The following is a 26,223-nucleotide window of genomic DNA, read 5'->3' as shown; positions in this document are numbered from 1 at the left end:
GCGTATCGACGGCGATACGGTTCGGCACTGCGGTCTTTGCCACACCTAGTCTGGCTTGCATGACGTCCTCAGATGCCTCAGGAGCGCGGTGGTCCGACCTGGACCGGCCCCCGCTCAACGCCGCCGCGCTGCGCCGCGCGCTCGTCCTCCCCGACGGGCTCTGGACCTCGCTCGACCTGGTCACCACGACCGGCTCCACCAACTCCGACCTGGCCGCGCGCGCCGACGAGCTGCCCGAGGGGGCCGTGCTCGTCGCCGAGGAGCAGACCTCGGGGCGCGGCCGCCTCGACCGCGACTGGGTCTCGCCGCCGCGCGCCGGGCTCTTCCTCTCCGTCCTGCTCAAGCCGGACGTGCCCGTGCACCGCTGGGGCTGGCTCCCGCTGCTCACGGGCGTCGCGGCGGCGACCGGGCTCGCCAAGTCCGCCGGCGTGGACCTTTCCCTCAAGTGGCCGAACGACCTGCTGGTTTCGGTCGGGGGCGAGGAGCGGAAGGCCGGCGGCATCCTCGCCGAGCGGGCGGGCGAGGACGGGGTCGTCGTCGGGATCGGGGTCAACGTGACCCTGAAGGCGGAGGAGCTGCCGGTGCCGGGCGCCGGTTCGCTGCTCCTCGCCGACGCGATCTCCACGGACCGCGACACGCTGCTGCGCTCCGTCCTGCGCTCCCTGGAGCACTGGTACGGGAAGTGGACCGAGGCCGACGGCGACCCGGTCGCCTCCGGGCTCCAGGCCGCGTACGAGGCGGGCTGCTCGACCCTGGGCCGGCACATCCGGGCCGACCTCCCGGGCGAGCGGATCCTGGAGGGCGAGGCGGTCGCCGTGGACGGCGACGGGCGCCTGGTGGTGGCGACCGAGGGCGGCGGCACGGAGGCGGTCGCGGCGGGCGACATCGTCCACGTCCGCGCGTCCGCCTGAGGACGGGCGACCCGGGGGCGGGACGGCGCCGCCCCCGGGAGACCGTTCAACCGCCGGAACGGCGTGAGCTGGCACACACCTGTCGTATCGTGGAGCGCGATCCAGGGCGACAGATCGGCAGGGCAGTGGGCAGGGAAACGGCAGGAGGCGGCCGGTGACCGTCGACGACGCGCACAACGGCGGTGAGGCGGAGCCACCGGCCGAGGCGCAGCCACCGGCTGAGGCGGAGCCGGCGACCGGGGCCGAGCCCACCGGGGGCGAGCCGCCGGCGTACCCCACGCCGCACCACCACGTCGACCACACGGCCGAGCCGACCGACGACCCCCTCGCGATCCGCCTGGAACAGCTCATCCTCGGCGCGGACCGCCGCTACACCCCCTTCCAGGCCGCCCGCACGGCCGGCGTCTCCATGGAGCTCGCCTCGCGCTTCTGGCGCGCCATGGGCTTCGCCGACATCGGCCAGGCCAAGGCGCTCACCGAGGCCGACGTCCTCGCCCTGCGCCGCCTCGCCGGTCTCGTCGAGGCGGGCCTGCTCAGCGAGCCCATGGCCGTTCAGGTCGCCCGCTCCACCGGCCAGACCACCGCCCGGCTCGCCGAGTGGCAGATCGACTCGTTCCTGGAGGGCCTCACCGAGCCGCCCGAGCCCGGGATGACGCGTACCGAGGTCACGTACCCCCTGGTCGAGCTGCTCCTGCCCGAGCTGGAGGAGTTCCTGATCTACGTCTGGCGCCGCCAGCTCGCCGCCGCCACCGGCCGCGTCGTGCAGGCCGCCGACGACGAGGAGATGGTCGACCGGCGCCTCGCCGTCGGGTTCGCCGACCTCGTCGGGTTCACCCGGCTGACCCGCCGCCTGGAGGAGGAGGAGCTCGGCGAGCTCGTCGAGGCCTTCGAGACCACCTGCGCCGACCTCGTCGCCGCGCACGGCGGCCGGCTGATCAAGACCCTCGGCGACGAGGTGCTGTACGCCGCCGACGACGCGGGGACCGCCGCCGAGATCGCGCTGCGGCTGATCGAGACGCTCAGTCACGACGAGACGATGCCCGCGCTGCGCGTGGGCATCGCGTTCGGCACGGTGACGACCCGGATGGGCGATGTCTTCGGTACGACGGTGAACCTGGCGAGCCGGCTCACGTCGATAGCGCCGAAGGACACCGTCCTGGTCGACGGGGCGCTCGCCGAGGAGCTGACCCGGACCGGCGAGGCGCCCGTCTCGGAGACGCAGGCGGCCGAGGAGGCGGCCCGCGCCGAGAAGGAGGGCGAGCAGGCGCCGACGTACCGCTTCGCGCTCCAGCCGATGTGGCAGCGCCCGGTGCGCGGTCTCGGTGTCGTGGAGCCCTGGCACCTGACCCGCCGCCCCACCTAGGATCCCGGTGAACAGTCGTTAACCGGGAGGGACGGGCCATGTCCGAGCAGCGCTTTGGTGAATTCGTCGAGGTCCGTAGGCACGAGCACGTCGCCGAGCTGGTCCTCGACCGGCCCAAGGCGATGAACGCGGTCTCCCTGGACATGGCCCGCTCGATCAGCGCGGCCTGCGCGGCGCTCGCGGCGGACGACTCGGTACGGGTGACGGTGCTGACGTCCTCCAACGAGAAGGCCTTCTGCGTCGGCGCCGACCTCAAGGAGCGGAACTCCTTCACGGACGCCCAGATGGTCCAGCAGCGGCCCGTCTCGCGCGGTGCGTACGGCGGCGTGCTCGACCTGCCGATGCCGACCGTCGCCGCCGTGCACGGCTTCGCGCTCGGCGGCGGCTACGAGCTGGCGCTGGCCTGCGACGTGATCGTGGCCGACGCGACGGCCGTGGTCGGGCTGCCCGAGGTGTCGGTGGGCGTGATCCCGGGCGGCGGCGGTACGCAGCTGCTGCCGCGCCGGGTGGGCGCGGCGCGCGCGGCCGAACTGGTCTTCACCGCGCGGCGGGTGGAGGCGGCGGAGGCGCGCGAGCTCGGCCTCGTCGACGTGCTCGCGGAGGACGCCCGTACGGCCGCCCTGGAGCTGGCCGGCCGGATGGCGGCCAACTCGCCGGTCGGCCTGCGCGCCTCGAAGCGCGCGCTGCGGCTCGGGCAGGGCCTGGACCTGAGGGCGGGCCTGGAGGTCGAGGACGCGGCGTGGCGCTCGGTGGCGTTCTCGGGGGACCGGGCGGAGGGTGTGGCGGCGTTCAACGAGAAGCGCAAGCCGCAGTGGCCGGGGATCTGAGAATCGGCTGAGATGCGCCGATTCGCCCCTGATCCGCCCCCGATCCGACCCCGACTGTCACGTTCAGTGATCCTCCACGCGTAAAAACGGACGAAACGTCCCTAAACTGGATGAATGGGAGAGGATGTTCGGCTGCGGGCCGTAGTGGCGCTGGCGCAGGCGATGGCGGCGGCGCACACCCCGCGCGAGTTCTGGCGAGCCGCGGCGCTGGGCGCCCGCGACGGGCTCGGCGGGACCTTCGCCGCACTCTCGGTCTGGGAGCGCGACCACGGCCGGCTCAAGGTGCTCGTGAACGCCGGCGAGCGGGCCGCGGGCGAGGAGGAGTTCCCGGACTCGGAGACGTACCCGGTGCACCAGTTCCCCGAGATCACCGAGTTCCTGCACGCGCAGTGGGCCGGTGGCGGTGAGCCCGACGCCTGGGTGGAGACCGCGGACGACGACGGCGTTCCGACCGGCCGCGTCACGGGTCTGCGCAGGCGCGGGCGGGGCTGCTGCGTGGTCGCGCCGGTGGTGCTGCACGGGCGGGCCTGGGGCGAGCTGTACGTGGCGCGGCCGGCCGGAGCGCCGGTCTTCGACCGCGACGACGCGGACTTCGCGGCGGTGCTCGCGGCCGTGGTGGCGGCGGGCATCGCCCAGGCGGAACGCCTGGAGGAGGTGCGGAAGCTGGCCTTCACCGACCCGCTGACCGGGCTCGCGAACCGGCGCGCGGTCGACACCCGGCTCGACGAGGCGATCGAGCGCTACCGGGTGGACGGCTCCGTGGTGAGCCTGGTGGTCTGCGACCTGAACGGCCTCAAGCGCGTCAACGACACCCACGGCCACGCGGTCGGCGACCGGCTCCTCGAACGCTTCGGCTCGGTGCTCTCCCGGTGCGGGGCGATGCTCCCGGGCGCCCTCTCGGCGCGCCTCGGCGGCGACGAGTTCTGCCTCCTGTCGATCGGCCCGACGTCGGACGAGGTGGTGGCGGTCGCGGACGAACTCTGCGTACGGGCCGGCGAACTGGAACTGGGCGAAGGCGTCGCGTGCGGCGTCGCGTCGACGGGCGACCCCATCGGCCCGGTCAAGTCCGCCCGCCGCCTCTTCCGGCTCGCGGACGCGGCCCAGTACCAGGCCAAGGCGGCCCGCTCGGCGAAGCCGGTGGTGGCGGGCCGCGACGGCACGGTCATCCCCCTGGCCGACGCCCCACCCGGGGCCCGCGACCGCAGGCGCTTCCGTGACGCACCGCCGGTTTAGGCCGGGCGTCCTGAGGGTCGGGCGCCTTGTGCATCGGGCGTCCGGAACATCGGTAAGGACCTGTCCCCAGGTCGACTAGTGACATGTTGGTCTTCAATCCGTAGGGTGCTGAATATGGATATGCACTCAGTCGTCCTCGGCACGTCCGGCACCACCTTCCAGGACGTCATCGACGTCGCCCGCCACGGTGCGCGCGTCGAGTTGTCGCCCGAGGCCGTGCGGGCGCTCGCCGAGTCCCGTGCCGTCGTCGACGCGCTTGCCGCCAAGCCTGAGCCCGTGTACGGCGTCTCGACCGGGTTCGGGGCGCTCGCCACCCGGCACATCAGCCCCGAACTGCGCGCGCAGCTCCAGCGCAACATCGTCCGCTCGCACGCCGCCGGCATGGGGCCGCGCGTCGAGCGGGAGGTCGTGCGGGCCCTGATGTTCCTGCGACTCAAGACCGTCGCCTCCGGGCACACCGGCGTCCGGCCCGAGGTCGCGCAGACCATGGCCGACATCCTCAACGCGGGCATCACCCCGGTCGTCCACGAGTACGGCTCCCTCGGCTGCTCCGGCGACCTCGCGCCGCTCTCGCACTGCGCCCTGACCCTGATGGGCGAGGGCGACGCCGAGGGGCCCGACGGGGTCGTGAAGCCCGCCGGTGAGCTGCTCGCCGCCGCCGGGATCCAGGCCGTCGAGCTGCGCGAGAAGGAGGGCCTCGCCCTCCTCAACGGCACCGACGGCATGCTCGGCATGCTGATCATGGCCCTCGCCGACCTCGACACCCTCTACAAGTCGGCCGACATCACCGCGGCCCTCTCCCTCGAAGCCCTCCTCGGCACCGAGAAGGTCCTCGAGCCCGAGCTGCACGCCATCCGCCCCCACCCGGGCCAGGGCGCCTCCGCCGCCAACATGCTCGCCGTGCTCAAGGGCTCCGGGCTCACCGGCCACTTCCAGGAGGAAGAGGCCCCGCGCGTCCAGGACGCGTACTCCGTGCGCTGCGCCCCGCAGGTCGCCGGCGCCGGCCGCGACACCATGGCCCACGCCCGTACCGTCGCCGAGCGCGAGCTCGCCTCCGCCGTCGACAACCCCGTGATCCTCGCCGACGGCCAGGTCCGCTCCAACGGCAACTTCCACGGCGCCCCCGTCGCGTACGTCCTCGACTTCCTCGCCATCGCCGCCGCCGATCTCGGCTCCATCGCCGAGCGCCGTACCGACCGGCTCCTCGACAAGAACCGGTCCCACGGCCTGCCGCCCTTCCTCGCCGACGACGCCGGCGTCGACTCGGGCCTGATGATCGCCCAGTACACCCAGGCCGCCCTGGTCAGCGAGATGAAGCGGCTGGCCGTCCCGGCCTCCGCCGACTCCATCCCGTCCTCCGCGATGCAGGAGGACCACGTCTCCATGGGCTGGTCCGCCGCCCGCAAGCTGCGCACCGCGATCGGCAACCTCAACCGGATCATCGCCGTCGAGCTGTACGCCGCCACCCGCGGCATCGAGCTCCGCCGCGGCCTCACCCCCGCCCCCGCCTCGCAGGCCGCCATCGACGCCCTGCGCGCCGCCGGGGTCGAGGGCCCGGGCCCGGACCGCTTCCTCTCCCCCGACCTGGAGGCCGCCGACGCCTTCGTTCGGGACGGGAAGCTCGTCGCCGCTGTGGAGCCGGTGACTGGGCCGCTGGCGTAACCGGAGCGAAGGAACGAGAAGGGCCGCCGTCCCCAGCCGGGACGGCGGCCCTTCCGTTACGGCTCAGTGCGCGCGCCTTACTGCTCGGTGCGCGCGCCCTGCGGCTCAGTGCGCGCGGCCGCCGCGTCTCATCGCCAGGGCCACGAACCCGGCCCCGACCGCCAGGAAGCCCGTCCCGCCGATCACGTACGGCGTCGTGTTCGGGCCGCCCGTCTCCGCGAGTCGCGGTCCCTCGGCCGTGCGTTCCTGCCCGGCCGCGCCGGTGTGGCCTTCGTCGGTCGCGTTCGCGGACGGGACGAACCAGAGAGCGAAGAGCAGCGCCCCGGCCGTCGTGGCGGTCAGCAGCGGGCGTCGTGCGACGGACACAGAGATTCGATCCCCCTTGCGGAAACCGCGAATTGGCAGCTGCCGACGATGCTAATGAACACAGCGGGTCGGATGAAAGTCGAGCGCCCCGGCGGCCTACGCTCCGTCGTATGAGCACTTCCGAGACATCACGTTATGTACGGCTTCGGGTGGAAGTCGTCCTGGAGATCACCGGCTCCGAGGAGCTGACCGGCGCCGCCGTCGGCCGGATCGACACCGACGAGTTCATGCCGGAGGAGGAGCGGGTCCACGCCCGCTCCGCCGTCCGCGAGGACAACGCCGAGGCGCTGGCCTATCTGATCGAACCGTTCGACCTGGTCAGCGAGGTCCCCGGGGTCGAGCTCGTGCAGGCCTCGTGGAGCAGCGAGGAGGTCGACCACGACCCCGATGCCCAGGAGTGGGACCTCGACGAGGAAGATGAGGTGGACGAGGACGAAGACGAGGACGCGGAAGACACGGAACGGGTCTGACGGGGGCGCGGGGCGACAGCGAGCGCACCCCCTCGAAGCCCCGGTACGGCTTCCGTACCGGGGCTTCGCCCTGTTCGAGACCGCATACGGGAACCCCCATACGGGAACCGAACGCCTCGTGCGTACGTGTTGATCAGTGGCGTTGCCCACAATCGCCCCGCTCGCGGAACCGGGCAGGGTCTCATGGATGTTCAGACGAGTGTTGGCAGGGATTCGGCGACGATGGAGAAGCGTGTGATGACGGACAGCAAGCGCCGGCGGAGCCTGGCGGCGGCTGCCGCGGTGCTCAGCGGCGTATTGGTGCTCTCGGCGTGCAGCGACGGGGACAAGAACGGCGCGGCCGATCCCTCCAAGTCGGAGCAGTCACAGGCTCAGGTCGACGAGGCCGCGGCCCAGAAGACGTCGAAGGCCCAGATAGCCATCTCGCCGAAGAACGGTGCCACCAACGCGTCGATCAACAACGACGCCAAGGTCTCCGTCACCGACGGCACGCTCACCGAGGTCACGCTCACCACCGCCGAGGGCGACGCCGTCAAGGGCGAGATCGCCGCCGACGGCAAGAGCTGGAAGCCCACCGGGGCTCTCAAGCGCGCCACCGTCTACAAGCTCTCGGCGACGGCCAAGGACGCGGACGGCCTGGAGGCGCACGAGAACTCCTCCTTCACCACCGTCTCGCAGGCCAACAGCTTCATCGGCAACTTCACCCCCGAGGACGGCTCCACCGTCGGCGTGGGCATGCCGGTCTCGATCAACTTCAACAAGGCCATCACCGACAAGGCCGCCGTCCAGGGCGGCATCAAGGTGACGTCCAGCACCGGCCAGGAGGTCGTCGGGCACTGGTTCAACTCCCAGCGCCTGGACTTCCGCCCGGACGACTACTGGACCGAGGGCTCGACGGTCACGCTGAAGCTGAACCTCGACGGCGTCGAGGGCGCGAAGGGTGTCTTCGGCGTCCAGCAGAAGACCGTGACCTTCAAGATCGGCCGGAACCAGGTCTCCACCGTCGATGTCGCCACCAAGACGATGACGATCAAGCAGGACGGCAAGACGGTCAAGACCATCCCGATCTCCGCCGGCTCCCCGGAGAACCCGACCTACAACGGTCAGATGGTGATCTCCGAGAAGTTCAAGGAGACCCGGATGAACGGCGCCACCGTCGGCTTCACCGACGACGACGGCAAGGGCGAGTACGACATCAAGGACGTCCCGCACGCCATGCGCCTGTCCACCTCGGGCACGTTCATCCACGGCAACTACTGGGGCCCGGACTCGATCTTCGGCTCCGCCAACACCAGCCACGGCTGCGTGGGCCTGAACGACGTCAAGGGCGCCGGCGACCCGAACCAGATGGCCGCCTGGCTCTACGACCACTCGATCGTCGGCGACGTCGTCATCGTCAAGAACTCCAAGGACAAGACGATCGCCCCGGACAACGGCCTCAACGGCTGGAACATGAGCTGGTCCGCCTGGAAGGCCGGCTCGGCGGTCTGATCTCGGCGTCTGTGCAGAACGGCGGCCCCCTCCCGTGTGGAGGGGGCCGCCGTTCTTCGTATCGCTAGCGGACGGCGGGCTCGTCCACGCCCCACTGCGCGAGCAGCCGCAGGGCGTCCGCCGAGGCCGTCCCCGGCTCCGCGTGGTACGTCACCAGCATGAGATCCGGGTCCGGCCCGGCGACCCTCAGCGACTCGTACTGGAGCGTCATCTCGCCCACCAGCGGATGCCGCAGCCGCTTGCTCCCGTGCCCCTTGTCGGCGACGGTGTGCGCCGCCCACAGCGAGCGGAACTCCTCGCTGCGTACGGACAGTTCGCCCACCAGCTCCAGCAGCGCCGGGTCCTCCGGATAGCAGCCCGCGTACAGCCGCAGCACGCTCACCGTCTCGGTCGCCTTGCAGTCCCAGTCGAGGTACAGATCGCGGGAGTTCGGGTCGAGGAAGATCATCCGCGCCATGTTCCGCTCGCGCGGCTCCCAGGTCGCGAAGTCGCCGATCAGCGCCCGGGCCATCCGGTTCCAGGCGAGGATGTCGAGGCGCCGGCCGACGACGAAGGCCGGGACGGTCTCCATCGAGTCGAGCAGCTGCCGCAGGCCCGGCCGTACCTGCTGGGGCCGGGCGATCGTCGCCCGGTGGTGCTTCTTCTTCGCCGTCGGCTTCGCGAGGTGCGTCAGATGCGCGCGCTCGGAGTCGGTCAGCCGCAGCGCCCGCGCGATCGAGTCCAGGACCTCCATGGACACATTGCGCCCGTTGCCCTGCTCAAGACGCGTGTAGTACGCGACGGAGACCCCGGCCAGCTGCGCCAGCTCCTCCCGGCGCAGGCCAGGTACGCGGCGGTGGCGGCCGAAGTCCGGCAGGCCCACGTCCTCCGGCTTCAGCCGGGCCCGGCGCGAGCGCAGGAATTCGCTGAGTTCGGCACTGAGATCCATGCGTCCCGATTATCCCAGGCCGGGCGCCCGGGCGGCCAGGTGTTCCTGTCCCTGCCAGTGGTAGGCACGCTGGTCGTAGGCAGAACAGAGGGCTGGGTGGCGGCTCCGTACTTCGGCACGGTGGTGCCATGACCACGAACGCCACGACCACCACCACGGACCTGACCACCGTCGCCGCCTACGCCGCCCCCGCTGCGAACGCGCCGCTGGAGCGCACCACCGTGCCCCGCCGCCCCGTCGGCGCGCACGACGTGCTCATCGAGATCAAGTACGCGGGCATCTGCCACTCCGACATCCACCAGGCCCGTGACGGCTGGGGCGAGGGCATCTTCCCGATGGTGCCGGGCCACGAGATCGCCGGCGTCGTCACCGAGGTCGGCTCCGGCGTCACCCGGCACAAGGTCGGCGACCGCGTCGGCGTCGGCTGCTTCGTCGACTCCTGCCGCGAGTGCGAGTACTGCCTCCAGGGCCTGGAGCAGTACTGCACCGGCGGCGGCATGGTCGGCACGTACAACGCGCTCGGCAAGGACGGCGAGCCGACGTACGGCGGCTACTCCACCCACATCGTCGTCGACGAGAACTACACCCTGCGCATCCCGGACGGCATCGCGCTCGACGAGGCCGCCCCGCTGCTCTGCGCCGGCATCACCCTCTACTCGCCGCTCGCCCACTGGCAGGCGGGCCCCGGCAAGAAGGTCGCGATCGTCGGCCTCGGCGGCCTCGGCCACATGGGCGTCAAGATCGCCCACGCGCTCGGCGCCGAGGTGACCGTGCTCAGCCAGTCGCTGAAGAAGCAGGAGGACGGCCTCAAGCTGGGCGCCGACCACTACTACGCCACCAGCGACCCGGCGACCTTCACCGACCTGGCCGGCAGCTTCGACCTGATCGTCTCCACCGTCTCCGCCCCGCTCGACTTCGGCGCCTACCTCGGGCTGCTCAGGACGGACGGCGCGCTGGTGAACGTCGGCGCCCCCGAGGAGCCGATCGCGCTCAACCTGTTCCAGCTGATGCTCGGCCGCAAGACGCTCGCCGGCTCGGCGATCGGCGGCATCGCCGAGACCCAGGAGATGCTGGACTTCTGCGCCGAGCACGGCCTGGGCGCCGAGATCGAGCTGATCCGCGCCGACCAGATCAACGAGGCGTACGAGCGGGTGCTCGCGAGCGATGTGCGGTACCGCTTCGTGATCGACGCGTCGACGATCTGAGGCCTCAGGGCCTGAGGGCGTGCCGGGGCATGACGTACGAGGTAATCGACCCCGTACGGCATGCCCCGGCACGCTTGCGTCATGACCGCATACGCCCTCGCGAACCTGACCCCGCAGCCCGGCCTCCACGAGGAGGTCCTCACCTACATGGAGCGCGTCCAGTCGACGCTCGACCCCTTCGGCGGGCGCTTCCTCGTCCACGGCGCTCCCGCGCGGGAGGTCCGGGAGGGCGCGTGGCCGCAGGACCTGGTCCTCGTCTCCTTCCCTTCGATGGACCACGCCCGCCGCTGGTACGACTCCGCCGCCTATCAGGAGCTGATCCCGCTGCGGGCCCGGCACATCCCGGGTGACCTGCTGCTGACCGACGGGGTCGCCCCCGGGTACGACCCGGCGACGACCGCCGCCGCGCTGCGCGCCGCGTCAGGCGGTACGGCCTGAGCGGAGCTGGAGACGCGTCCCGCCGAAGCCCGCGCGGAACCGGTGGTCGTGCGAGACCGCGACCACGGCGCCCTCGAAGCCGGCCAGGGCCGCCTCCAGGTCCTCCACCAGGGAGAGCGCCACGTGGTTGGTCGGCTCGTCCAGGACCAGCAGGTCGGCGGGGCGGGTCACCAGGCGGGCCAGCTCCAGGCGGCGCTGCTGGCCCACCGAGAGCCGCGCCACGGGAACGGTCAGGTCCTCCTCCCGGAAGAGCCCGAGCGTGAGCAGCTCGTCCGCGTGCTCCTCGGGGAGGCCGGGGCGGCCCGCCGCGTACGCCGTGAGCAGCGGTTTCGGGGACGGTACGGGTGGCAGCTCCTGGGCCAGGTACCCGACCCGGGCGGACCGGACGACGACGGTGCCGCTGTCGGGCCGCAGGTCGCCGGCGAGGACCCGCAGCAGGGTCGTCTTGCCGGCGCCGTTGGGCCCGGAGACGAGCAGCCGGTCGCCCGCGGAGACCCGCAGCTTGTCGAGCCGCAGCCGGTCGCCGACGACGATGTCGGCGAGCTCGGCGAGCACGCGCGGTTCGGTCTCGACCTGGGCCGCCGTCGGGAAAGCGGCCCGGAACCGCAGGGGCTCCGGCGGGGGCGGCACCGGAGACGTACGGAGCTGTTCGAGCCGGGTCCTGGCCGCCCGTACCTGCCCGGACAGCTTGTTCTCCGACGAGCGCCGGTGCTTGCCGAAGCCCTGCCGGGGGTCCTTGCCGGAGCCCGCGAGCCGCTGCCCGGCCGCCGCCACCAGCTCCTCCGTACGGGCCAGCTCCTCCCGCCACTCCTCGTACTCCTGCGCCCAGCGGCGGCGGGCGGCGGCCTTCGCCGCCCGGTAGCCGGACCAGCCGTCCCCGTACCGGCTCACGGACCGCGTGTCCCGGTCGACCTCCAGGACGGTCGTCGCCATGCCCTCCAGGAACGCCCGGTCGTGGGTGACCGCGACGACCGTGCCCCGGTGGGTGCGCAGCCGCTCCTCCAGCCAGCCGGCGGCGGCCCGGTCGAGATGGTTCGTCGGCTCGTCGAGCAGCAGCAGTTCGGCGCCGGAGGCGAGGACGCAGGCGAGGGCGAGCCGCGACTGCTCGCCCCCGGAGAGCGTGCCGACGGTCCGCTCGTACGGGACGTGCCCGAGCCCGAGGCCGTGCAGGGCGGCGTCGACGAGTGCGTCGGCCTGGTACCCGCCCCGCTCCTCGTAGCGGGCGACCAGCTCGCCGTACGCGGCGAGTTCCTCGGCGGTCGCCGACCCGAGCGATTCCTCGGCGGCCCGCATCTCCCGCTCCATCGCGCGGAGTTCGGCGAGAGCCGCGTCGATCGTGTCGCACACGGTGTGCTCGGGGCCGACGCCGAAGGTCTCGGCGAGCGTCTGGGCGAGCCGCGCGACACCCCCGGGGAACCGGACGGTCACCCGCCCGCTGTCGGGGCCTTCCGCCCCGGCGAGCAGCCGCAGCAGCGTGGACTTGCCGGACCCGTTCTCCCCGATGACGGCGGCCCGCTCACCGGGGCGCACGGTGAACGAGATCTGTTCGAGGACGGAGCGGGTCCCGTAGGACTTGGAGACGTCATGGACGGTCAACTGGGCGCGGTCGCGCATGGGATCTTCCCCTGGGGGTGATGGGTTCGTTCGGGCCGGTCGAGGGGACACCGGGACCACCACTGCCGCGCCCGGGAGGCGCCGGATCAGCGGGTCGGACCGTGTCCACGGCCGAAATCAGAGAAAGAAGTAGTACGAACCCATGCGATCGAGTGTAGCCAGGGGGCTCCCGACCGGCGCGCTCTTTTTCTGGCACCGGTCGCCCACGCGCACGTGTGCCCGGAAGTGCCGTGCGGGCACCTTCCGGGCACGTGTGCTGTTCCGGGGGGCCTCCAGGGGCCTACCCGGCTACTCGGCCTTCGCGACGCCGATCGGGCAGGAGACGCCCGTGCCGCCGATGCCGCAGTAGCCGGCCGGGTTCTTGTCCAGGTACTGCTGGTGGTAGCCCTCGGCCGGGTAGAACGTGCGGCCCTCGACCGGGAGGACCTCGGTGGTGATCGTGCCGTAGCCGGAGCCGGTCAGGACCTGCTGGTACGCGGCGCGGGAGGCCTCCGCGGTCTCGGCCTGGGCGGGGGAGTGGGTGTAGACGGCCGAGCGGTACTGGGTGCCGACGTCGTTGCCCTGGCGGAAGCCCTGGGTCGGGTCGTGGGACTCCCAGAAGAGCTTGAGCAGCCGCTCGTACGACACCTGCGCGGGGTCGAAGACGACCCGGACGACCTCGGTGTGGCCGGTGAGGCCCGAGCAGACCTCCTCGTACACCGGGTTCTCCGTGAGGCCGCCCTGGTAGCCGACCAGGGTCGTCCAGACGCCCTCGGTCTGCCAGAACTTGCGCTCGGCGCCCCAGAAACAGCCGAGGGCGAAGTCGGCGACCTCGAACCCCTCGGGGTAGGGGCCGAGCAGCGCGTTGCCCAGGACCGTGTGGCGCTCGGGCACCGAGAACTCGGGCTCGGGACGGCCCTTCAGCGCCTGCTCGGGCGTGGGGAGGACGGGGGTGCGTGACAGGAACATGCGGCATCTCCTCGACGGTGGGCGTTACGCACAACGCCCGGGGGCCGGGCGGGATTCCCCTCCCGGCCCCCGTCGCGCCCAGCGGGCTCAGCCCGCTCAGTCGGTGGCGTGCACCTGGCGGACCGCGTAGTCACGCACGTTCAGGTACCGGTCCCGCGGATCGCCCGAGTACGTCCACGGCGCGTGGCCGATCCAGCCGTCGATCAGCCGGAACTGCTCCACCGCCTCCTCGTACCGGTCCTGCCAGTACAGGAACCACGCCAGCAGGTGCCGGACCCGTACCGTCCGCGGGTCGTCGGGCGCCGCCGCGGCGACGTCGGCCAGGGCCGCGTCCACCGCCGCCACGATCTTCGGCTCCTTGAGCCAGACGTCCGGGTCGATGTCGCTCTCGTGCTGCTCCTGCTCGAAGTACGCGTACAGCGGCAGCATCGACAGCAGCTGGCCCGGCGCGCCCTTGGCGGCGGCGGCCAGGGCGAACGCCTCCGCCTTCTCGTGCGAGCCGCTCCACTTGGCGCACCAGTACTGCAGGGCGCCGGTGTGCGGGCCCAGCGAGGTCGTGGTCCGCTTGGTGATCTCCGCCCAGAGCTCCTCGTACCGCTCGTGCGAGTAGCCCAGGCCCATCGCCATCGGCTGCTCGATCATGTACGGGAGCGGGTCGGCGGGGTCGGCGAGACGGGCCGCCTCGTGCGCGGCCTCCTGCGCCTTGGCGAGCAGCTGGTGGAAGACCCGGAACTGCTCCCGCGTGGTGTGGCTCGCCCGCTTGTCCCCGCGGACGTTCCACGCGACGAGCACCGACGCGTCCGCGTGGACCTGCGCGGCGACCGGGTCGCCGGGCTTGGCGGCCTGCCATTCGAGGAGCCAGGCGTCGTCCTCGGCGGCGAGTTCGGCGAGCGCCCGGATCCGCTCCCAGCGCTCGTCCCAGTTCTGGCCGGTGGCCTCGATCCAGGCGGCCCCGGCCGCCCAGTCGCCCGCCTCGACCGCGGCCACGGCGGCGGTCCGCTCGGCCGTCGGCGGCGCGGCCAGCTCGATGTTCAGCTCGTCGCCCGGTACGAAGCCCCGCGCGACGACCGCCCGCGCGGCCTCGGCCTCGTCCGCCTCGCGCGAGGCGTCCAGCTCCGCGACCTCGGCCTCCAGCGCCTTGGCCTTGCGGATGTAGTACACGCCGCGCAGCACGTAGCCGACGACGAACAGCAGCAGTGCGCCGAGCACCGCAAGGAAGATGATCACGAGGCAAGCACCAGCTTTCGCAGCGGTTCGGTGTCGGGGCGGTCGGCGACGGCGGCGTCCAGGGCCAGCGTGAGCCGGTCCTCGAAGCCGTCCTCGGGGTAGCGGAGGTAGGCGGAGTCGGACCAGGACAGCGCCCAGCGGGTGGTGCCGCGGGCCGTCAGCTCGACGGAGACCAGCTGGTTCAGCACCCGCCGGACCACCGGGCGGGCGAACTCGCGGGCCGCCCGGCCGGTCGCCGCGGCCGCCTCCTCGGACTTCGGGAAGCGGTCGGCGATCCGCCACAGCACCGCAGGGTCCGCCTGGACGGCGTCGAGCAGCGCGGGCAGCGCGGTCTCGGGGGAGCCGCCGGTCTCGGCGGCCACGGTCCGCCGGATGCCTTCGGCGCTCTCCTCGATCATCCGGGCCATGCTCCGGTGGACGAGCTCCTCCCAGTCCACCCGGGTCAGCGCCAGCGCCTCCGGGGTGAGCACGACCCGCTCAAGCGCGGCGAACGCGCCGGCCGGGTCGGAGAGCAGCTCCAGGGACGGGCGGTCCGCACCCTGCGCGTCGGTCCCGTCCGCCGGCAGCGCCTCGATCCGGGCGACCCGGTCGGCGAGCGGCGGGTGGGAGTCGTACGGGTCCTGCTCGGTGGGCAGGTCCTCGCGCAGCTCGTCGAACTCCTCGGCGCGTGCGGGCAGCAGGTGCCGGAAGCCGCCGAAGAACTCGCCCTCGCGGGGCATGAGGCCGGCGCCGGTGCCGATGACGGCGTAGCAGCGGAGGTAGAAGTCGTAGGCGGGCGCGAGCACGTTGACCTCGCGCAGCGCGGAGGCGTAGGCGTCCCGGCCGACGATCCGCGCGGCGGCGAGGTCGGCGGCCAGCTCCTGGCGGCGCCCGATGGAGCGGGTGGCGCGCAGGTAGAACTTCGCGTAGGCGGTGTAGATCTTCGCCATCGCCCTGTACGTGACACCCGAGCCGGAGGTGTCGATCTCCTTGGCCTTCTTGCCCTTGGTGACGCGTCGCTCGGAGGCCTTCTCCTGCTTGGCGCGCTCCTTGGACACCTTGCTCGCCGCGCGCTCCTCGAAGTGCTCGATGGTGCGCGTCAGCTGGAGGTGTCCGCGGCGGATGAGCGGGGACAGCCGGGTGTCGGAGTTGCTGTAGTGGCCCAGCTCGTGGCCGAGCACACCGCGCAGTCGGCGCTCGTCCAGACCCGACATCAGCGGCAGACCGAGCAGCAGGGTGCGCTTTCCGCCGCGCAGACCGAGGAGCTTGGCCTCCTCGCCGACGGCGGCGTTGACCTCGTCGACGAGGAGGATCTCGTCCGGGGCACGGGTGCCGACCTGTTCGGCGAGTTCACGGACGGTCCGCCAGAGCCGCGGCTCCTGGGCCTCCGTGACGCGGATGCCGACGGGCGGCTCCGGAGCGGGCGTGCGGAGCATGAACATGCCGCGCACGATCGGGACGGCGAGGACCACCGACACGATCAGGATCTTCCCGGCGAGCGCGCCTGCGAGGAACTCGAACGCGAGGTAGTCCAGGACGCCGAGGACGGCGAGCAGGACGAGGCCGAGCAGATAGAAACCGGCGAGTAGAACGAGCGCGCGGAAGGCGCGCAGATAGGGGCCCATCAGATTGCGATCCCCCCCAGGGATATGACGGGTGGTGAGGTCCGCACGGTGCTGCGGAACCGGATGAGTATGCACGGTGGCCGAAGAGCAGTGATCGGCGGGGCGGCGACGTGATGGGCGCGGTGGGGGGAGCACGCGAAACGGCCCGCTTCCCAGGGGAAGCGGGCCGTCGAAGAGTGACGTGACGTGCGGGCGTCTAGGGCCTGTCCGGCGGATCAGGGCCGGACAGGCCCTAGTGGGGCAGCGTCGCCGGGCTGCCGCCGTTGGCCTCGTAGCCGGCCACCGCCAGGTTCCGGTACACCGTGTACTCCGCCGCCGGGTCGCCGTTCAGGGTCCACGGGAGGGCGCCGATGTGGCCGTCGACGTGGACCAGCTGGTTCATCGCCTCCGACCAGCGCTCCGCGCGGACCAGGAAGAGGACGAGCAGGTGCCGGACGTGGGCCAGCATCGGATCGTCGGAGCGCGCCGAGTGGACCGCGTACAGCGCGCCCTCCATCGCCTTGCGCACCACCGCGGTCCGGAAGAAGTCCTGGACGAGCACGACTTCGGGCAGGTGCTCGTAGACCGCGAACAGCGGCAGCGCGGCGAGCAGCGAGCCCTGCGGGGCGCGCGCGGCGGCGGCCGTCGCGAAGCGGTCGGCGTCCTCGCGCGAGCCGTGCCACTTCTCGCACCAGTAGTGCAGCGCCGCCAGGTGCGCGCCCATGTGCTGCGGCGCCCGGTCGATGATCTTCGCCCAGACCTGGTCGAACTCCTCGTGGCTGTAGCCGAGTCCGCGGGCGACGGCGAGCTGCGTGATGTACGGGACGGGGTCGCCGGGGGCGAGCAGCGCCGCCTCCTCGCTCGCCTTCTTCGCCTCTTCGAGGATGATCCGGAACTCGTCCGTGCCGGTCGAGGACGACCGCCACGCCTGCTGGACCAGGAACTCCGCGTGCACCGCCGCCCCGCCCGCGTCCTTGGGGTTCTCCGCCCGCCAGGCGCGCAGCCAGGCCCCGCCGACGCCGGGCTTCTGCTGGAGTTCCAGGGAGGCCGCGCCCGCGAACGCCTGCACGCGCTGCCAGCGGACCTCGCCCTCCTTCTCCGTACCGGCGAGCAGCTGCGAGGCCGCCCGCCACTCCTGGGTCGCCTGGACCACGTCGAGCACGTCGAGCAGGTCCCGGTCGGGCCCCGGCATCCGGACGTCCTGCTCCTCCTGGCGCAGGAAGCCGTACGCCTCGGGATCGGCGGCGTCCGGCGAGCCGGGCGCGACCTGACGGATGCCGACACCGGACCTGCGGCGCCGCAGGAACGTGGACACGAGCAGGACCAGCAGCGTGGCGACCATCAGGAACCAGAGAATCTCCATGTGTCCATTGTCCAGGACACTCCCCGAGACGATGGGCGGCGGGCCCCCGCCCTCGGGACTACGCTCCTGACTCATGAGCGACGAGCACATCCACCAGAGCTTCGAGACCCGCGCGATCCACGCGGGCAACACCGCCGACCCGCTGACCGGCGCGGTCGTCCCGCCGATCTACCAGGTGTCCACGTACAAGCAGGACGGCGTGGGCGGGCTGCGCGGCGGTTACGAGTACAGCCGGAGCGCCAACCCCACGCGCACCGCGCTCGAGGAGAACCTCGCGGCCCTGGAGGGCGGCCGCCGCGGTCTGGCCTTCGCCTCCGGCCTCGCGGCCGAGGACTGCCTGCTGCGGACGCTGCTCGCGCCCGGCGACCACGTGGTGATCCCGAACGACGCCTACGGCGGCACCTTCCGGCTCTTCGCCAAGGTCGTCCAGCGCTGGGGCGTCGACTTCTCCGTCGCGGACACCTCGGACGTCGAGTCGGTGCGCGGCGCCGTCAACGACCGTACGAAGGCGATCTGGGTCGAGACCCCGTCGAACCCGCTCCTCGGCATCACCGACATCCCCGCGGTCGCGGCCGTGGCCCGCGCGGCCGGCGCGAAGCTGGTCGTCGACAACACCTTCGCCTCGCCCTACCTCCAGCAGCCGCTCGCGCTCGGCGCGGACGTCGTCGTCCACTCGCTGACGAAGTACATGGGCGGCCACTCGGACGTCGTGGGCGGCGCGCTCGTGACCGCCGACGAGGCGCTCGGCGAGGAGCTGGCGTACCACCAGAACGCGATGGGCGCGGTCGCCGGACCGTTCGACTCGTGGATCGTGCTGCGCGGCATCAAGACGCTGGCGGTACGGATGGACCGGCACAGCGAGAACGCCGGGAAGGTCGCGGAGATGCTGACCCAGCACCCGAAGGTCACCCAGGTCCTGTACCCGGGTCTGCCGGAGCACCCGGGACACGAGATCGCGGCCAAGCAGATGAAGGCCTTCGGCGGGATGATCTCCTTCCGGGTCGCCGGCGGCGAAGAGGCGGCGGTCGCGGTCTGCAACCGCGCGAAGCTCTTCACCCTGGGCGAGTCCCTGGGCGGTGTCGAATCGCTGATCGAGCACCCGGGCCGGATGACGCACGCGAGCGTGGCCGGTTCCGCCCTCGAGGTACCGGCGGACCTGGTCCGGCTCTCGGTGGGCATCGAGAACGTCGAGGACCTGCTGGCGGACCTGCGCCAGGCGCTGGGCTAGGACGTCTGCCGCGGCCTGACCGGGCCCTGCCTCGGGGCCCCTGCCTCGGGGCGCCCGGTCAGGCGGCGACCTTCTCGTCGTCGAGCGATTCGCGCACCATGGCGCGCAGCTCGGGGCTGTCGGTGTGGCCGTGCACGGAGATCGCGTGCTCGGTCGCGGCCCGGACGACTTCCTCTTCCTCACCGGTGATGGTGAGGGTGCATCCCATCACGCTGGGTTCCTTGCGGCAGTCGGCGACTTTCCTGGTCATGACGGCCTCCTTAGCCTGTCGCTCTTCCTCCAGCCTAGGACCGCCGTCACCAGCCTTCGAGCGGTGGCGTCGTCTCCGCCGGACCCTGCCAGGGCTCGACGACCGACGCCCAGACCACGAACACGAGCACGGCCGCGACAAGCAGCGCCCACAGGGCCCTGCGCAGCGCACGGTCGCGGTGCAGCAGCCGGTTCCCGCGCTCGACGGCCCGGGCGGCCAGGTCCGCGGGGACCTGCGGATGCGGGGCGTCCAGCATCCGCCGCACCTCGTCCTCCCTGTCCTCGTACCGGCTCACGAGGCGAGCCTCCCGGGCCCCCCGCGCCGCCGGTCCCGCAGGGCGGACACGGAGCGGGCGCAGACGGCCCGTACCCGGTCCTCGGGAAGGCCGAGCAGAGCCGCGGTCTGCTCCTCTGCCACGCCCTCGTACAGCCGCAGCACGAGGACGAGGCGTTCCTGCGGGGTGAGCGCGGCGAGGATGCCGCCCCGGCCGCGGTGGTGGCGCCAGGCGGTGCGGGCGAAGCGGGCGGCGAGGTCGGCGCGGGTGCGGTCGTACGGGTCCTCCCCGCGCAGCCGGTCCCACTGGGCGTAGGTGTGGGCGAGGGAGGCGGTCAACAGCGCCTGGGCGTGCGGGTTGCGGGACCGGGTCTCGGCCGTGAGCAGCGTCGCGGCATGCAGCAGCCGCCCCGCCGCCCCCGCTACGAACGCCTCGAACTGCCGGGTGCGGAAGAGGGGTTCGCCCGTCCGCGCGTCCTGCCGATCTCGCACGTCCTCATATGAGGACAGGGGACGGCCCGGGTCAAGAGGTCCGTCAGGACGTGGTGGCGGGCGGGAGGCCCGACTGGCGGGCGGAGAGCGCCGAGTTGAAGCGGGTGAGCAGGGTGCAGAAGGACTCGCGTTCCGCCGCCGTCCAGCCCTCCGTCACCTGCGCCATCAGCTCGCGGCGCGAGGCGCGGACCTCCTCCAGGCGGGCCAGGCCGCGCGGGGAGAGCTGGAGCACGACCGCGCGCCCGTCCTCCGGGTGCGAGGTGCGCTTGACCAGGCCGGTGTCGACGAGCGGGGCGACCTGGCGGGTGACGGTCGACGAGTCGATGCCCATGCCGGCCGCGAGCGCCTTGACGCCCATCGGGCCTTCCTGGTCGAGCCGGTTCAGGAGCAGGTAGGCGGCGCGGTCCATCGAGTTGCGGAGCTGCCCGGTGCCGCCGAGGCGGGTCTGTTCGGCCCGGCGAGCGAAGACGGCCACCTGGTGCTGGAGGGCATCGAGGAGACCGGGGTCAAGCTCAGTCGTCATGTCCTGAGATGTGGGCATGGCTGTGGGGGCTCTCTCGTGCGGTGGTCGGTTGGTGGGGGACAGAGTACGCGGACCCACGGGGGTCCGTACCTGCGCTGCGCAAACCGGTGGGGATGCACGTTCTCCGGGCGGCCACGGGGCCCGTGAGCTGCGAGACTTGCTGTCATGAGCTTCCGTAGGCCAGACCCCTTGCACCCGCTGATCCTCGACGATGTCCGCGGAGCGCAGAAGATGTTGTCCGGGGTGGCCAGGGTGACGGCGATGGAGGGCAGCCGGTACCTGTCGTCGCTGGTCGGGGCGCCGGTGCACCTCAAGTGCGAGAACCTCCAGCGGACCGGTTCGTTCAAGCTGCGCGGAGCGTACGTACGGATCGCGGGGCTGCGGCCGGAGCAGCGGGCGGCCGGCGTGGTCGCCGCGTCGGCCGGGAACCACGCGCAGGGAGTCGCGCTCGCCTCCGCGCTCCTCGGGGTGCACTCGACGGTGTTCATGCCGGTCGGCGCCCCGCTGCCCAAGGTCGCGGCGACGCGGGAGTACGGGGCCGAGGTGCGGCTGCACGGCCATGTCGTGGACGAGACGCTCGCGGCGGCGGAGGAGTACGCGGCGGAGACCGGCGCGGTCTTCATCCACCCCTTCGACCACCCGGACATCATCGCGGGGCAGGGCACGGTGGGCCTGGAGATCCTGGAACAGTGCCCGGAAGTCCGCACGATCCTGGTCGGCGTGGGCGGTGGCGGGCTGGTCGCCGGGATCGGGCTCGCGGTGAAGTCCGTTCGCCCCGATGTGCGCGTGATCGGTGTGCAGGCGGAGGGTGCGGCCGCCTATCCGCCGTCGCTCGCCGCAGGGCACCCGGTGGCGATCGAGTCACCGGTGACGATGGCGGACGGGATCAAGGTGGGGCGCCCGGGCGACGTGCCGTTCGAGTTGGTGCGGGAGTACGTGGACGAGATCCGTACGGTCTCCGAGGACGCGCTCTCCACGGCACTGCTGCTCTGCCTGGAGCGGGCCAAGCTGGTGGTCGAGCCGGCCGGGGCGAGCCCGGTGGCGGCGCTGCTGAGCGACCCGAAGGCGTTCCGGGGGCCGGTGGTGGCGGTCCTGTCGGGCGGGAACGTGGACCCGCTCCTGATGCAGCGGATCCTGCGGCACGGCATGGCGGCGGGCGGCCGCTATCTGAGCCTGCGGCTGCGGGTGACGGATCGGCCGGGCGCGCTCGCGACGCTGCTCGCGGTGCTGACGGTGGTCGACGCGAACGTCCTCGACGTCAGCCATGTGCGCACCGATCCGCAGCTCGGTCTGACGGAGGCTGAGGTGGAGCTGCAGCTGGAGACGAAGGGCCCGGAGCACTGCCGTGAGGTGGAGGCGGCGCTGCGGGACGCGGGCTACGTGGTGCTGTCGTAGGGGCCCTTGGGGCCTTCGGGCCCACCGGGGCCTCCTGGCTTCCGGTCGATTTCGTGTTCCCCAGGTCTTGTGATATCGCGATGTATCGCGATAGGGTGTGGCCTCCGTCACAAAACTGTTGGGCGGCTCCCGCCCTTCAAACCTAAACTTGGGTGGAAAACGCCCAAATCCCCTGGGAGAACCCACATGCCAGGCGCGATCTACGCCGAAGGTCTGGTGAAGACCTTCGGCGACGTACGAGCTCTGGACGGCGTGGACCTCGATGTACCGGAGGGCACGGTCCTGGGCCTGCTCGGCCCGAACGGCGCGGGGAAGACGACCGCCGTACGCGTGCTGACGACGCTACTCCAGCCCGACAGCGGACGGGCCGAGGTCGCCGGAATCGACGTGCTCAAGCACCCCAACGAGGTCCGCCGCTCGATCGGCCTGTCCGGCCAGTTCGCGGCCGTCGACGAGTATCTGACCGGCCGTGAGAACCTCCAGATGGTCGGCAGGCTCTACCAGTTGAACGCCAAGCAGGCGAAGGTCAGGGCGGGCGAACTGCTCGAACGCTTCAACCTCGCCGACGCGGCCGACCGCACGGCCAAGACGTACTCCGGCGGTATGCGCCGCCGCCTGGACCTCGCCGCCGCGCTCGTCGTCTCCCCGCCCGTGATGTTCATGGACGAGCCGACGACGGGCCTCGACCCCCGCAACCGGCAGGCGCTCTGGGAGGTCATCCAGGAGCTCGTCGCCGGCGGTACGACCCTCCTCCTCACCACCCAGTACCTGGAAGAGGCGGACCACCTGGCCCACGACATCTGCGTCATCGACCGCGGCAAGGTCATCGCGCGGGGTACGTCGGACCAGCTCAAGGCCCAGACGGGCGGCGAGCGCGTCGAGGTCGTCGTCCACGAGCCGGGGATGATCCCGGGCGCCAAGGACGTCCTCGCGCGCTACGGCCTGGCGGGGATCGGCCACTCCGAGGTCTCCGTCGAGGAGCACACGCGCAAGCTGACCGTCCCGGTCACCGGTGGCGCCAAGCTGCTCGCCGAGGTCATCCGCGACCTGGACGCGGTCGGCGTCGAGATCGACGACATCGGTCTGCGCCGCCCCACCCTCGACGACGTCTTCATCTCGCTGACCGGCCACGCGGCCGAACTGAACGAGGGCAACGGCGAGAACGGGGAGAGCGGCGGCCCCTCGGGCGGCGGCGTCCAGGACCGCAGGCCGGCCCACAAGGAGGGGACGCGATGAGCACCCTGAACGACTCCCTGGTCATCGCCCAGCGGAACCTGATCCGGATGACCAGGATCCCGGAGATGATCCTCTTCGGGCTCATCCAGCCGGTGATGTTCGTGATCCTCTTCACGTACGTCTTCGGCGGCTCCATGCAGATCGGCAACAGCACCGACCCGGACGTCTACAAGAACTTCCTGATGGCCGGCATCTTCGCGCAGACCGTCACCTTCGCGACGGCCGGCGCGGGCGCGGGCATCGCGGACGACATGCACAAGGGCCTCATCGACCGCTTCCGTTCGCTGCCGATGGCCCGGGGCGCGGTCCTCACCGGCCGTACCCTCGCCGACCTCGTGCAGACCGCGCTGACCCTGCTGGTCCTCGCGATCGTCGCGCTCATCATCGGCTGGCGCCCCGGCTACGCGGAGCCGACCACCTTCGCCAAGGTCATGGCCGGCTTCGGCCTGCTGCTCCTCCTCGGCTACGCCTTCACCTGGATCGGCGCCCTCATCGGCCTCTCCGTCCGCACCCCGGAAGCGGCCACGTCCGGCGGCCTGATCTGGCTCTTCCCGGTCACCTTCATCTCCAACGCCTTCGTGGACTCCAGCAAGCTCCCCGGCTGGCTCCAACCGATCGCGGAGTGGAACCCCTTCAGCGCCACCGTCCAGGCCTGCCGCAAACTCTTCGGCGACCCGGGCGTCTCACCGTCGGACGCGTGGCCGATGCAGTACCCGGTGTGGGCGTCGCTCATCTACTCGATCCTGATCGTCGCCATCTTCCGCACCCTCTCGGTCCGCAAGTACCGCCGCGCGGAGGGCTGAGGACACCGATCGTCGACGGCGAGGGCCGGAGGGGCGGCCCCTCCGGCCCTCGCCGTCTCAGGACCTCAGGGCGCGTACCCCGAGACGACGACCCCACTGGCGAGGGAGATGAAGACGGCCCCGCCGGCGACGACGGCGCCGGAGGCGAAGTCCCCGCCCTCGACGGCGCCCGACCCCTCGGGTGCCTCGAAGCTCCTCCTGTCCGCGCCGCGGAGGGTGGCCGGGGGGTCGGTCACGGGAAGCGACGTGACCGATTGCTTCGACACGGACAGCACCCGGTCGCCGGCGAACGCGATCGACGATCCGCCGTCCTCGACCTGCCGACTCCACCGCTCCGTCCCCGTTTTCAGGTCGTACGTGGCGAGCCGTTCGCCGTCGATCAGCGCCACCACCCCCGCCGAGTTCACCGCGGGCGGGACCGTCACCTGCATCCCCTGCCCGATGGTCCGCTCCCGCCGCAGGGTCCGGGCGTCGAGCACGTCGACGCCGCCTCGCCCCGACGGCGGACACAGGACGCGGCCCGCGCGGACGACGACGTGGAAGCAGCTGTCGAGCTCCCGGGCCCGTGCCGTCTCCTTCCCCGTCCCGGCGTCCAGCGCCCGCACGGTGCCGTTCCCGGTGACGTACACCTGCCCGCCCGCCACGACCGGCGACTCGGGGAAGACGGAGATGGGCGTCCGCCACCGTTCCTTCGGCTTGCCGCCCGCAAGGCCGACCGCCGTCACCAACCCGCCCGGCTTCTCCATGTCCGTGCTGTCGACGTACGTCGTGTACAGGACGTCGCCGCGCAGATCCGTCCCCTTGACCGCGTACACACCCCCGGGCGCGGGCTGCCGCGCCACCTCCTTGCCGTCGCTCAGCCGGTACCCGACAACCCCGTCGTGCGCGGTCACCCAGGCCACGTCCCCGACGACCGCCGGGTACTGGGAGCCCGTCTGCAACTCCGCGCCCCTCGACGGCTTCGTCCAGAGCTTCGTGCCGTCGGCGGCGCGCAGGGCGACCGCGGAGCCGCCGTCGCCCGAGCAGACCAGGACCTCGGGGCCGAGCGAGCAGGGGCCGACGGCCGCCGGAACCTGGACGGCCCATGGGGACCAGCCCTTCGGCCGGGCCCTGTGGTCGGAGCCGTCCTTGCCGAAGTCGCCCGCGTGACCCTCGCCCCCGTACGGCTGGATCACATGGTCGAGCGCCACGGGCCCGGCACTCGGCGTCGGCGTGCGACTTCCCGAACTCGCGCCGCCGCTCGGCGTGGCCCCGGCCGAGCCGCCCTGCCCGCCGGACCCGCCCTCCCGGTTGAGCACCACGACCCCCGCGGTCGCGAGGACCGCCACGGCCACCGCTCCCGCCGCGATCCGCCCCCACGGACGGCGCCGCGGCTCCGACGGCTCGGCGGCCGCGGGCCGTCGACCCGCGACCGTGGGGGAGTACGGGACCACAGGGCCGATCGTCGGCAGGTCCGCCACCCCCGCGCCCGACCCCGCCGCCTCACCGATCCGCCGCGCCGAGTCCCCGTACTCCGCGAGCAGCGACAGCACTCCGCCCGGCCACGGGAACGCCGTCGGCACCTCCGCGCCCAGCAGCTCCACCAGCTCCGCCGCCGTCGGACGCTCCGCCGGGTCGAGCCGCAGACATTGCTCCAGGACCGGTCGCAACTCCTCCGGTGCGCCCGACAGTTCGGCGTCCGCCCGGCTGATCCGGAAGATGACCGACGCCAACTCCTCGTCGTGGAACGGCCCGCGCCCGCTCGCCGCGAACGCGAGCACCGCGCCCAGGCAGAAGACGTCCGACGCGGGCACGACCGCCCGGCTCCCGACCAGGTGCTCCGGCGCCATGAACCCCGGCGAGCCCACCACGAGCCCCGTCGAGGTGAGCGCGGTCGCCTCGAAGGCCTGCGCGATGCCGAAGTCGATGAGCTTGGGCCCGGAGGCCCCGAGCAGCACGTTCGCGGGCTTCAGGTCCCGGTGGAGCACCTGTGCCCGGTGCACCGAGTCCAGCGCCCGCGCGAGCGCCGCGCCCAGCGCCCGTACCGCCGCGACGGGCAGCGCCCCGGCCCGGGTGACGGCCTCGGCGAGCGAGGGGCCGGGGACGTACTCGGTCGCCAGCCACGGCACGGTCGCGTCGGCGTCCGCGTCGACGAGCAGCGCGGCGTACGGGCTGCTCACGGCCCGCGCGGCCGTGATCTCGCGCCGGAACCGGGTCCGGAAGTCGCCGTCGACCTCCAGGTCCTCCCGGACGGTCTTCACGGCGACCATCCGGTACGGATCGGCCGTCGGCTCGTCCGCGCGGCACGCCAGATGGACCTCGCCCATGCCACCCGCGCCCAGCCTGGCGAGCAGCCGGTAGGGGCCGACGAGGCGCGGCGGCTGCCCGGAGGGCAGTGCTTCCAGCACGAACACG

25 protein-coding genes are annotated in these 26,223 nt (G+C 72.4%); 13 read left to right on the top strand and 12 right to left on the bottom strand.

Translation table 11 applies throughout. From position 1 onward, the window contains the following. Positions 1 to 59 precede the first annotated feature (59 nt). From AB0F56_RS29215 to hutH, 5 genes are all read left to right on the top strand, one after another. Positions 60 to 911, top strand: a complete 852-nt coding sequence (locus AB0F56_RS29215; protein ID WP_362014783.1) for a biotin--[acetyl-CoA-carboxylase] ligase — start codon at positions 60 to 62, stop codon at positions 909 to 911. Positions 912 to 1,065: 154 nt separating this feature from the next. Beyond that, positions 1,066 to 2,274 carry an adenylate/guanylate cyclase domain-containing protein gene (locus AB0F56_RS29210; protein WP_362014781.1) on the top strand — a complete coding sequence of 403 codons (1,209 nt, stop codon included), beginning with the start codon at positions 1,066 to 1,068 and terminating at the stop codon, positions 2,272 to 2,274. A gap of 38 nt (positions 2,275 to 2,312) precedes the next feature. Next, positions 2,313 to 3,101 (top strand): enoyl-CoA hydratase-related protein, encoded by a 789-nt coding sequence (locus tag AB0F56_RS29205; protein ID WP_362014779.1) that lies wholly within the window; start codon positions 2,313 to 2,315, stop codon positions 3,099 to 3,101. A gap of 114 nt (positions 3,102 to 3,215) precedes the next feature. Continuing rightward, a complete protein-coding gene (locus AB0F56_RS29200) occupies positions 3,216 to 4,334 on the top strand; it encodes a GGDEF domain-containing protein (protein WP_362014778.1) in 1,119 nt (372 codons plus the stop codon). Positions 4,335 to 4,454: 120 nt separating this feature from the next. Beyond that, positions 4,455 to 5,996 (top strand): histidine ammonia-lyase, encoded by a 1,542-nt coding sequence (gene hutH / locus AB0F56_RS29195; RefSeq protein ID WP_362014802.1) that lies wholly within the window; start codon positions 4,455 to 4,457, stop codon positions 5,994 to 5,996. A 105-nt stretch (positions 5,997 to 6,101) separates the two neighbouring features. Here hutH and AB0F56_RS29190 read toward each other — a convergent pair whose 3' ends face one another. Further along, positions 6,102 to 6,362 (bottom strand): LAETG motif-containing sortase-dependent surface protein, encoded by a 261-nt coding sequence (locus AB0F56_RS29190; protein WP_362014776.1) that lies wholly within the window; start codon positions 6,360 to 6,362, stop codon positions 6,102 to 6,104. Between the two features lie 110 nt (positions 6,363 to 6,472). Between AB0F56_RS29190 and AB0F56_RS29185 the strand changes: the two genes are divergently transcribed. Further along, entirely contained in the window at positions 6,473 to 6,832 is a 360-nt protein-coding gene (locus AB0F56_RS29185) for a hypothetical protein (RefSeq protein ID WP_362014774.1), read from the top strand. 222 nt (positions 6,833 to 7,054) lie between these two features. Beyond that, entirely contained in the window at positions 7,055 to 8,323 is a 1,269-nt protein-coding gene (locus tag AB0F56_RS29180; protein WP_362014773.1) for an Ig-like domain-containing protein, read from the top strand. A 64-nt stretch (positions 8,324 to 8,387) separates the two neighbouring features. Here the strand turns inward: AB0F56_RS29180 and AB0F56_RS29175 are convergent, their stop codons facing one another. After that, the gene (locus AB0F56_RS29175; RefSeq protein WP_362014771.1) at positions 8,388 to 9,251 is read right to left on the bottom strand and encodes a helix-turn-helix transcriptional regulator; all 864 of its coding nucleotides are present in this window, start codon (positions 9,249 to 9,251) and stop codon (positions 8,388 to 8,390) included. Between the two features lie 128 nt (positions 9,252 to 9,379). Here AB0F56_RS29175 and AB0F56_RS29170 point away from each other — a divergent pair, with 128 nt between their 5' ends. Both AB0F56_RS29170 and AB0F56_RS29165 read left to right on the top strand, forming a co-directional pair. Next, complete coding sequence (locus tag AB0F56_RS29170; protein ID WP_362014770.1) at positions 9,380 to 10,456, top strand: NAD(P)-dependent alcohol dehydrogenase; 1,077 nt, start codon at positions 9,380 to 9,382, stop codon at positions 10,454 to 10,456. A gap of 81 nt (positions 10,457 to 10,537) precedes the next feature. Further along, positions 10,538 to 10,894: a DUF1330 domain-containing protein gene (locus AB0F56_RS29165; protein WP_362014769.1), complete on the top strand. Its 357-nt coding sequence runs from the start codon at positions 10,538 to 10,540 to the stop codon at positions 10,892 to 10,894. On the opposite strand, the gene abc-f is transcribed toward AB0F56_RS29165, so the two are convergent. The 5 genes from abc-f to AB0F56_RS29140 all read right to left on the bottom strand — a co-directional run bounded on the left by abc-f (position 10,877) and on the right by AB0F56_RS29140 (position 17,629). Beyond that, positions 10,877 to 12,508, bottom strand: coding sequence for a ribosomal protection-like ABC-F family protein (abc-f, locus tag AB0F56_RS29160; RefSeq protein WP_362014767.1), 1,632 nt, complete (start codon positions 12,506 to 12,508; stop codon positions 10,877 to 10,879). The genes AB0F56_RS29165 and abc-f overlap by 18 nt on opposite strands. A gap of 288 nt (positions 12,509 to 12,796) precedes the next feature. Continuing rightward, positions 12,797 to 13,456, bottom strand: coding sequence for a peptide-methionine (S)-S-oxide reductase MsrA (gene msrA, locus AB0F56_RS29155; protein ID WP_362014766.1), 660 nt, complete (start codon positions 13,454 to 13,456; stop codon positions 12,797 to 12,799). Between the two features lie 96 nt (positions 13,457 to 13,552). Next, complete coding sequence (locus AB0F56_RS29150; protein ID WP_362014764.1) at positions 13,553 to 14,683, bottom strand: hypothetical protein; 1,131 nt, start codon at positions 14,681 to 14,683, stop codon at positions 13,553 to 13,555. Beyond that, a complete protein-coding gene (locus tag AB0F56_RS29145; RefSeq protein WP_362014762.1) occupies positions 14,680 to 16,287 on the bottom strand; it encodes a M48 family metallopeptidase in 1,608 nt (535 codons plus the stop codon). The genes AB0F56_RS29150 and AB0F56_RS29145 overlap by 4 nt, the downstream gene beginning before the upstream one ends. Positions 16,288 to 16,519: 232 nt before the next feature. Continuing rightward, positions 16,520 to 17,629: a hypothetical protein gene (locus AB0F56_RS29140; protein WP_362014761.1), complete on the bottom strand. Its 1,110-nt coding sequence runs from the start codon at positions 17,627 to 17,629 to the stop codon at positions 16,520 to 16,522. A gap of 73 nt (positions 17,630 to 17,702) precedes the next feature. Between AB0F56_RS29140 and AB0F56_RS29135 the strand changes: the two genes are divergently transcribed. Next, positions 17,703 to 18,857 carry a cystathionine gamma-synthase gene (locus AB0F56_RS29135; protein ID WP_362014759.1) on the top strand — a complete coding sequence of 385 codons (1,155 nt, stop codon included), beginning with the start codon at positions 17,703 to 17,705 and terminating at the stop codon, positions 18,855 to 18,857. A gap of 58 nt (positions 18,858 to 18,915) precedes the next feature. On the opposite strand, the gene AB0F56_RS29130 is transcribed toward AB0F56_RS29135, so the two are convergent. From AB0F56_RS29130 to AB0F56_RS29115, 4 genes are read right to left on the bottom strand one after another with little or no spacing between them, the layout of a single operon-like run. Further along, positions 18,916 to 19,107, bottom strand: coding sequence for a DUF1059 domain-containing protein (locus AB0F56_RS29130; RefSeq protein ID WP_362014758.1), 192 nt, complete (start codon positions 19,105 to 19,107; stop codon positions 18,916 to 18,918). A 46-nt stretch (positions 19,108 to 19,153) separates the two neighbouring features. Beyond that, positions 19,154 to 19,402, bottom strand: coding sequence for a hypothetical protein (locus AB0F56_RS29125; protein ID WP_362014756.1), 249 nt, complete (start codon positions 19,400 to 19,402; stop codon positions 19,154 to 19,156). After that, positions 19,399 to 19,872 carry a sigma factor-like helix-turn-helix DNA-binding protein gene (locus tag AB0F56_RS29120; protein ID WP_362014755.1) on the bottom strand — a complete coding sequence of 158 codons (474 nt, stop codon included), beginning with the start codon at positions 19,870 to 19,872 and terminating at the stop codon, positions 19,399 to 19,401. Before AB0F56_RS29120 ends, AB0F56_RS29125 begins: the two co-directional genes overlap by 4 nt. A gap of 43 nt (positions 19,873 to 19,915) precedes the next feature. Continuing rightward, the gene (locus AB0F56_RS29115; RefSeq protein WP_362014754.1) at positions 19,916 to 20,413 is read right to left on the bottom strand and encodes a MarR family transcriptional regulator; all 498 of its coding nucleotides are present in this window, start codon (positions 20,411 to 20,413) and stop codon (positions 19,916 to 19,918) included. Between the two features lie 147 nt (positions 20,414 to 20,560). On the opposite strand from AB0F56_RS29115, the gene ilvA reads away from it, so the two are divergent. The 3 genes from ilvA to AB0F56_RS29100 all read left to right on the top strand — a co-directional run bounded on the left by ilvA (position 20,561) and on the right by AB0F56_RS29100 (position 23,829). Then, a complete protein-coding gene (ilvA, locus tag AB0F56_RS29110; protein WP_362014752.1) occupies positions 20,561 to 21,790 on the top strand; it encodes a threonine ammonia-lyase in 1,230 nt (409 codons plus the stop codon). A 186-nt stretch (positions 21,791 to 21,976) separates the two neighbouring features. Further along, a complete protein-coding gene (locus AB0F56_RS29105; protein ID WP_362014751.1) occupies positions 21,977 to 23,026 on the top strand; it encodes an ATP-binding cassette domain-containing protein in 1,050 nt (349 codons plus the stop codon). Continuing rightward, positions 23,023 to 23,829: an ABC transporter permease gene (locus AB0F56_RS29100; RefSeq protein ID WP_362014749.1), complete on the top strand. Its 807-nt coding sequence runs from the start codon at positions 23,023 to 23,025 to the stop codon at positions 23,827 to 23,829. The genes AB0F56_RS29105 and AB0F56_RS29100 overlap by 4 nt, the downstream gene beginning before the upstream one ends. Positions 23,830 to 23,894: 65 nt before the next feature. On the opposite strand, the gene AB0F56_RS29095 is transcribed toward AB0F56_RS29100, so the two are convergent. Further along, on the bottom strand, positions 23,895 to 26,216 hold the full coding sequence (locus tag AB0F56_RS29095; RefSeq protein ID WP_362014748.1) for a protein kinase: 2,322 nt from the start codon (positions 26,214 to 26,216) through the stop codon (positions 23,895 to 23,897). Between the last annotated feature and the right edge of the window lie 7 nt (positions 26,217 to 26,223).

It is taken from the genome of Streptomyces sp. NPDC026092, assembly GCF_040638605.1.
Lineage (GTDB): Bacteria > Actinomycetota > Actinomycetes > Streptomycetales > Streptomycetaceae > Streptomyces.
The sequence above is the reverse complement of the archived record's forward strand: the minus strand, read 5'-3'. Positions and strand labels throughout refer to the sequence as shown.

Excerpts from the sequence above, each read along its gene's own strand:
- ilvA (WP_362014752.1), top strand. The coding sequence starts at position 20,561 with ATGAGCTTCCGTAGGCCAGACCCCTTGCACCCGCTGATCCTCGACGAT.
- AB0F56_RS29200 (WP_362014778.1), top strand. The coding sequence starts at position 3,216 with ATGGGAGAGGATGTTCGGCTGCGGGCCGTAGTGGCGCTGGCGCAGGCG.
- AB0F56_RS29100 (WP_362014749.1), top strand. The coding sequence starts at position 23,023 with ATGAGCACCCTGAACGACTCCCTGGTCATCGCCCAGCGGAACCTGATC.
- AB0F56_RS29130 (WP_362014758.1), bottom strand. The coding sequence starts at position 19,107 with ATGACCAGGAAAGTCGCCGACTGCCGCAAGGAACCCAGCGTGATGGGA.
- hutH (WP_362014802.1), top strand. The coding sequence starts at position 4,455 with ATGCACTCAGTCGTCCTCGGCACGTCCGGCACCACCTTCCAGGACGTC.
- AB0F56_RS29105 (WP_362014751.1), top strand. The coding sequence starts at position 21,977 with ATGCCAGGCGCGATCTACGCCGAAGGTCTGGTGAAGACCTTCGGCGAC.
- AB0F56_RS29140 (WP_362014761.1), bottom strand. The coding sequence starts at position 17,629 with ATGGAGATTCTCTGGTTCCTGATGGTCGCCACGCTGCTGGTCCTGCTC.
- abc-f (WP_362014767.1), bottom strand. The coding sequence starts at position 12,508 with ATGCGCGACCGCGCCCAGTTGACCGTCCATGACGTCTCCAAGTCCTAC.
- AB0F56_RS29115 (WP_362014754.1), bottom strand. The coding sequence starts at position 20,413 with ATGCCCACATCTCAGGACATGACGACTGAGCTTGACCCCGGTCTCCTC.
- AB0F56_RS29135 (WP_362014759.1), top strand. The coding sequence starts at position 17,703 with ATGAGCGACGAGCACATCCACCAGAGCTTCGAGACCCGCGCGATCCAC.
- AB0F56_RS29215 (WP_362014783.1), top strand. The coding sequence starts at position 60 with ATGACGTCCTCAGATGCCTCAGGAGCGCGGTGGTCCGACCTGGACCGG.
- AB0F56_RS29180 (WP_362014773.1), top strand. The coding sequence starts at position 7,055 with ATGGAGAAGCGTGTGATGACGGACAGCAAGCGCCGGCGGAGCCTGGCG.
- AB0F56_RS29165 (WP_362014769.1), top strand. The coding sequence starts at position 10,538 with ATGACCGCATACGCCCTCGCGAACCTGACCCCGCAGCCCGGCCTCCAC.
- AB0F56_RS29170 (WP_362014770.1), top strand. The coding sequence starts at position 9,380 with ATGACCACGAACGCCACGACCACCACCACGGACCTGACCACCGTCGCC.
- AB0F56_RS29205 (WP_362014779.1), top strand. The coding sequence starts at position 2,313 with ATGTCCGAGCAGCGCTTTGGTGAATTCGTCGAGGTCCGTAGGCACGAG.
- AB0F56_RS29185 (WP_362014774.1), top strand. The coding sequence starts at position 6,473 with ATGAGCACTTCCGAGACATCACGTTATGTACGGCTTCGGGTGGAAGTC.
- AB0F56_RS29175 (WP_362014771.1), bottom strand. The coding sequence starts at position 9,251 with ATGGATCTCAGTGCCGAACTCAGCGAATTCCTGCGCTCGCGCCGGGCC.
- AB0F56_RS29145 (WP_362014762.1), bottom strand. The coding sequence starts at position 16,287 with ATGGGCCCCTATCTGCGCGCCTTCCGCGCGCTCGTTCTACTCGCCGGT.
- msrA (WP_362014766.1), bottom strand. The coding sequence starts at position 13,456 with ATGTTCCTGTCACGCACCCCCGTCCTCCCCACGCCCGAGCAGGCGCTG.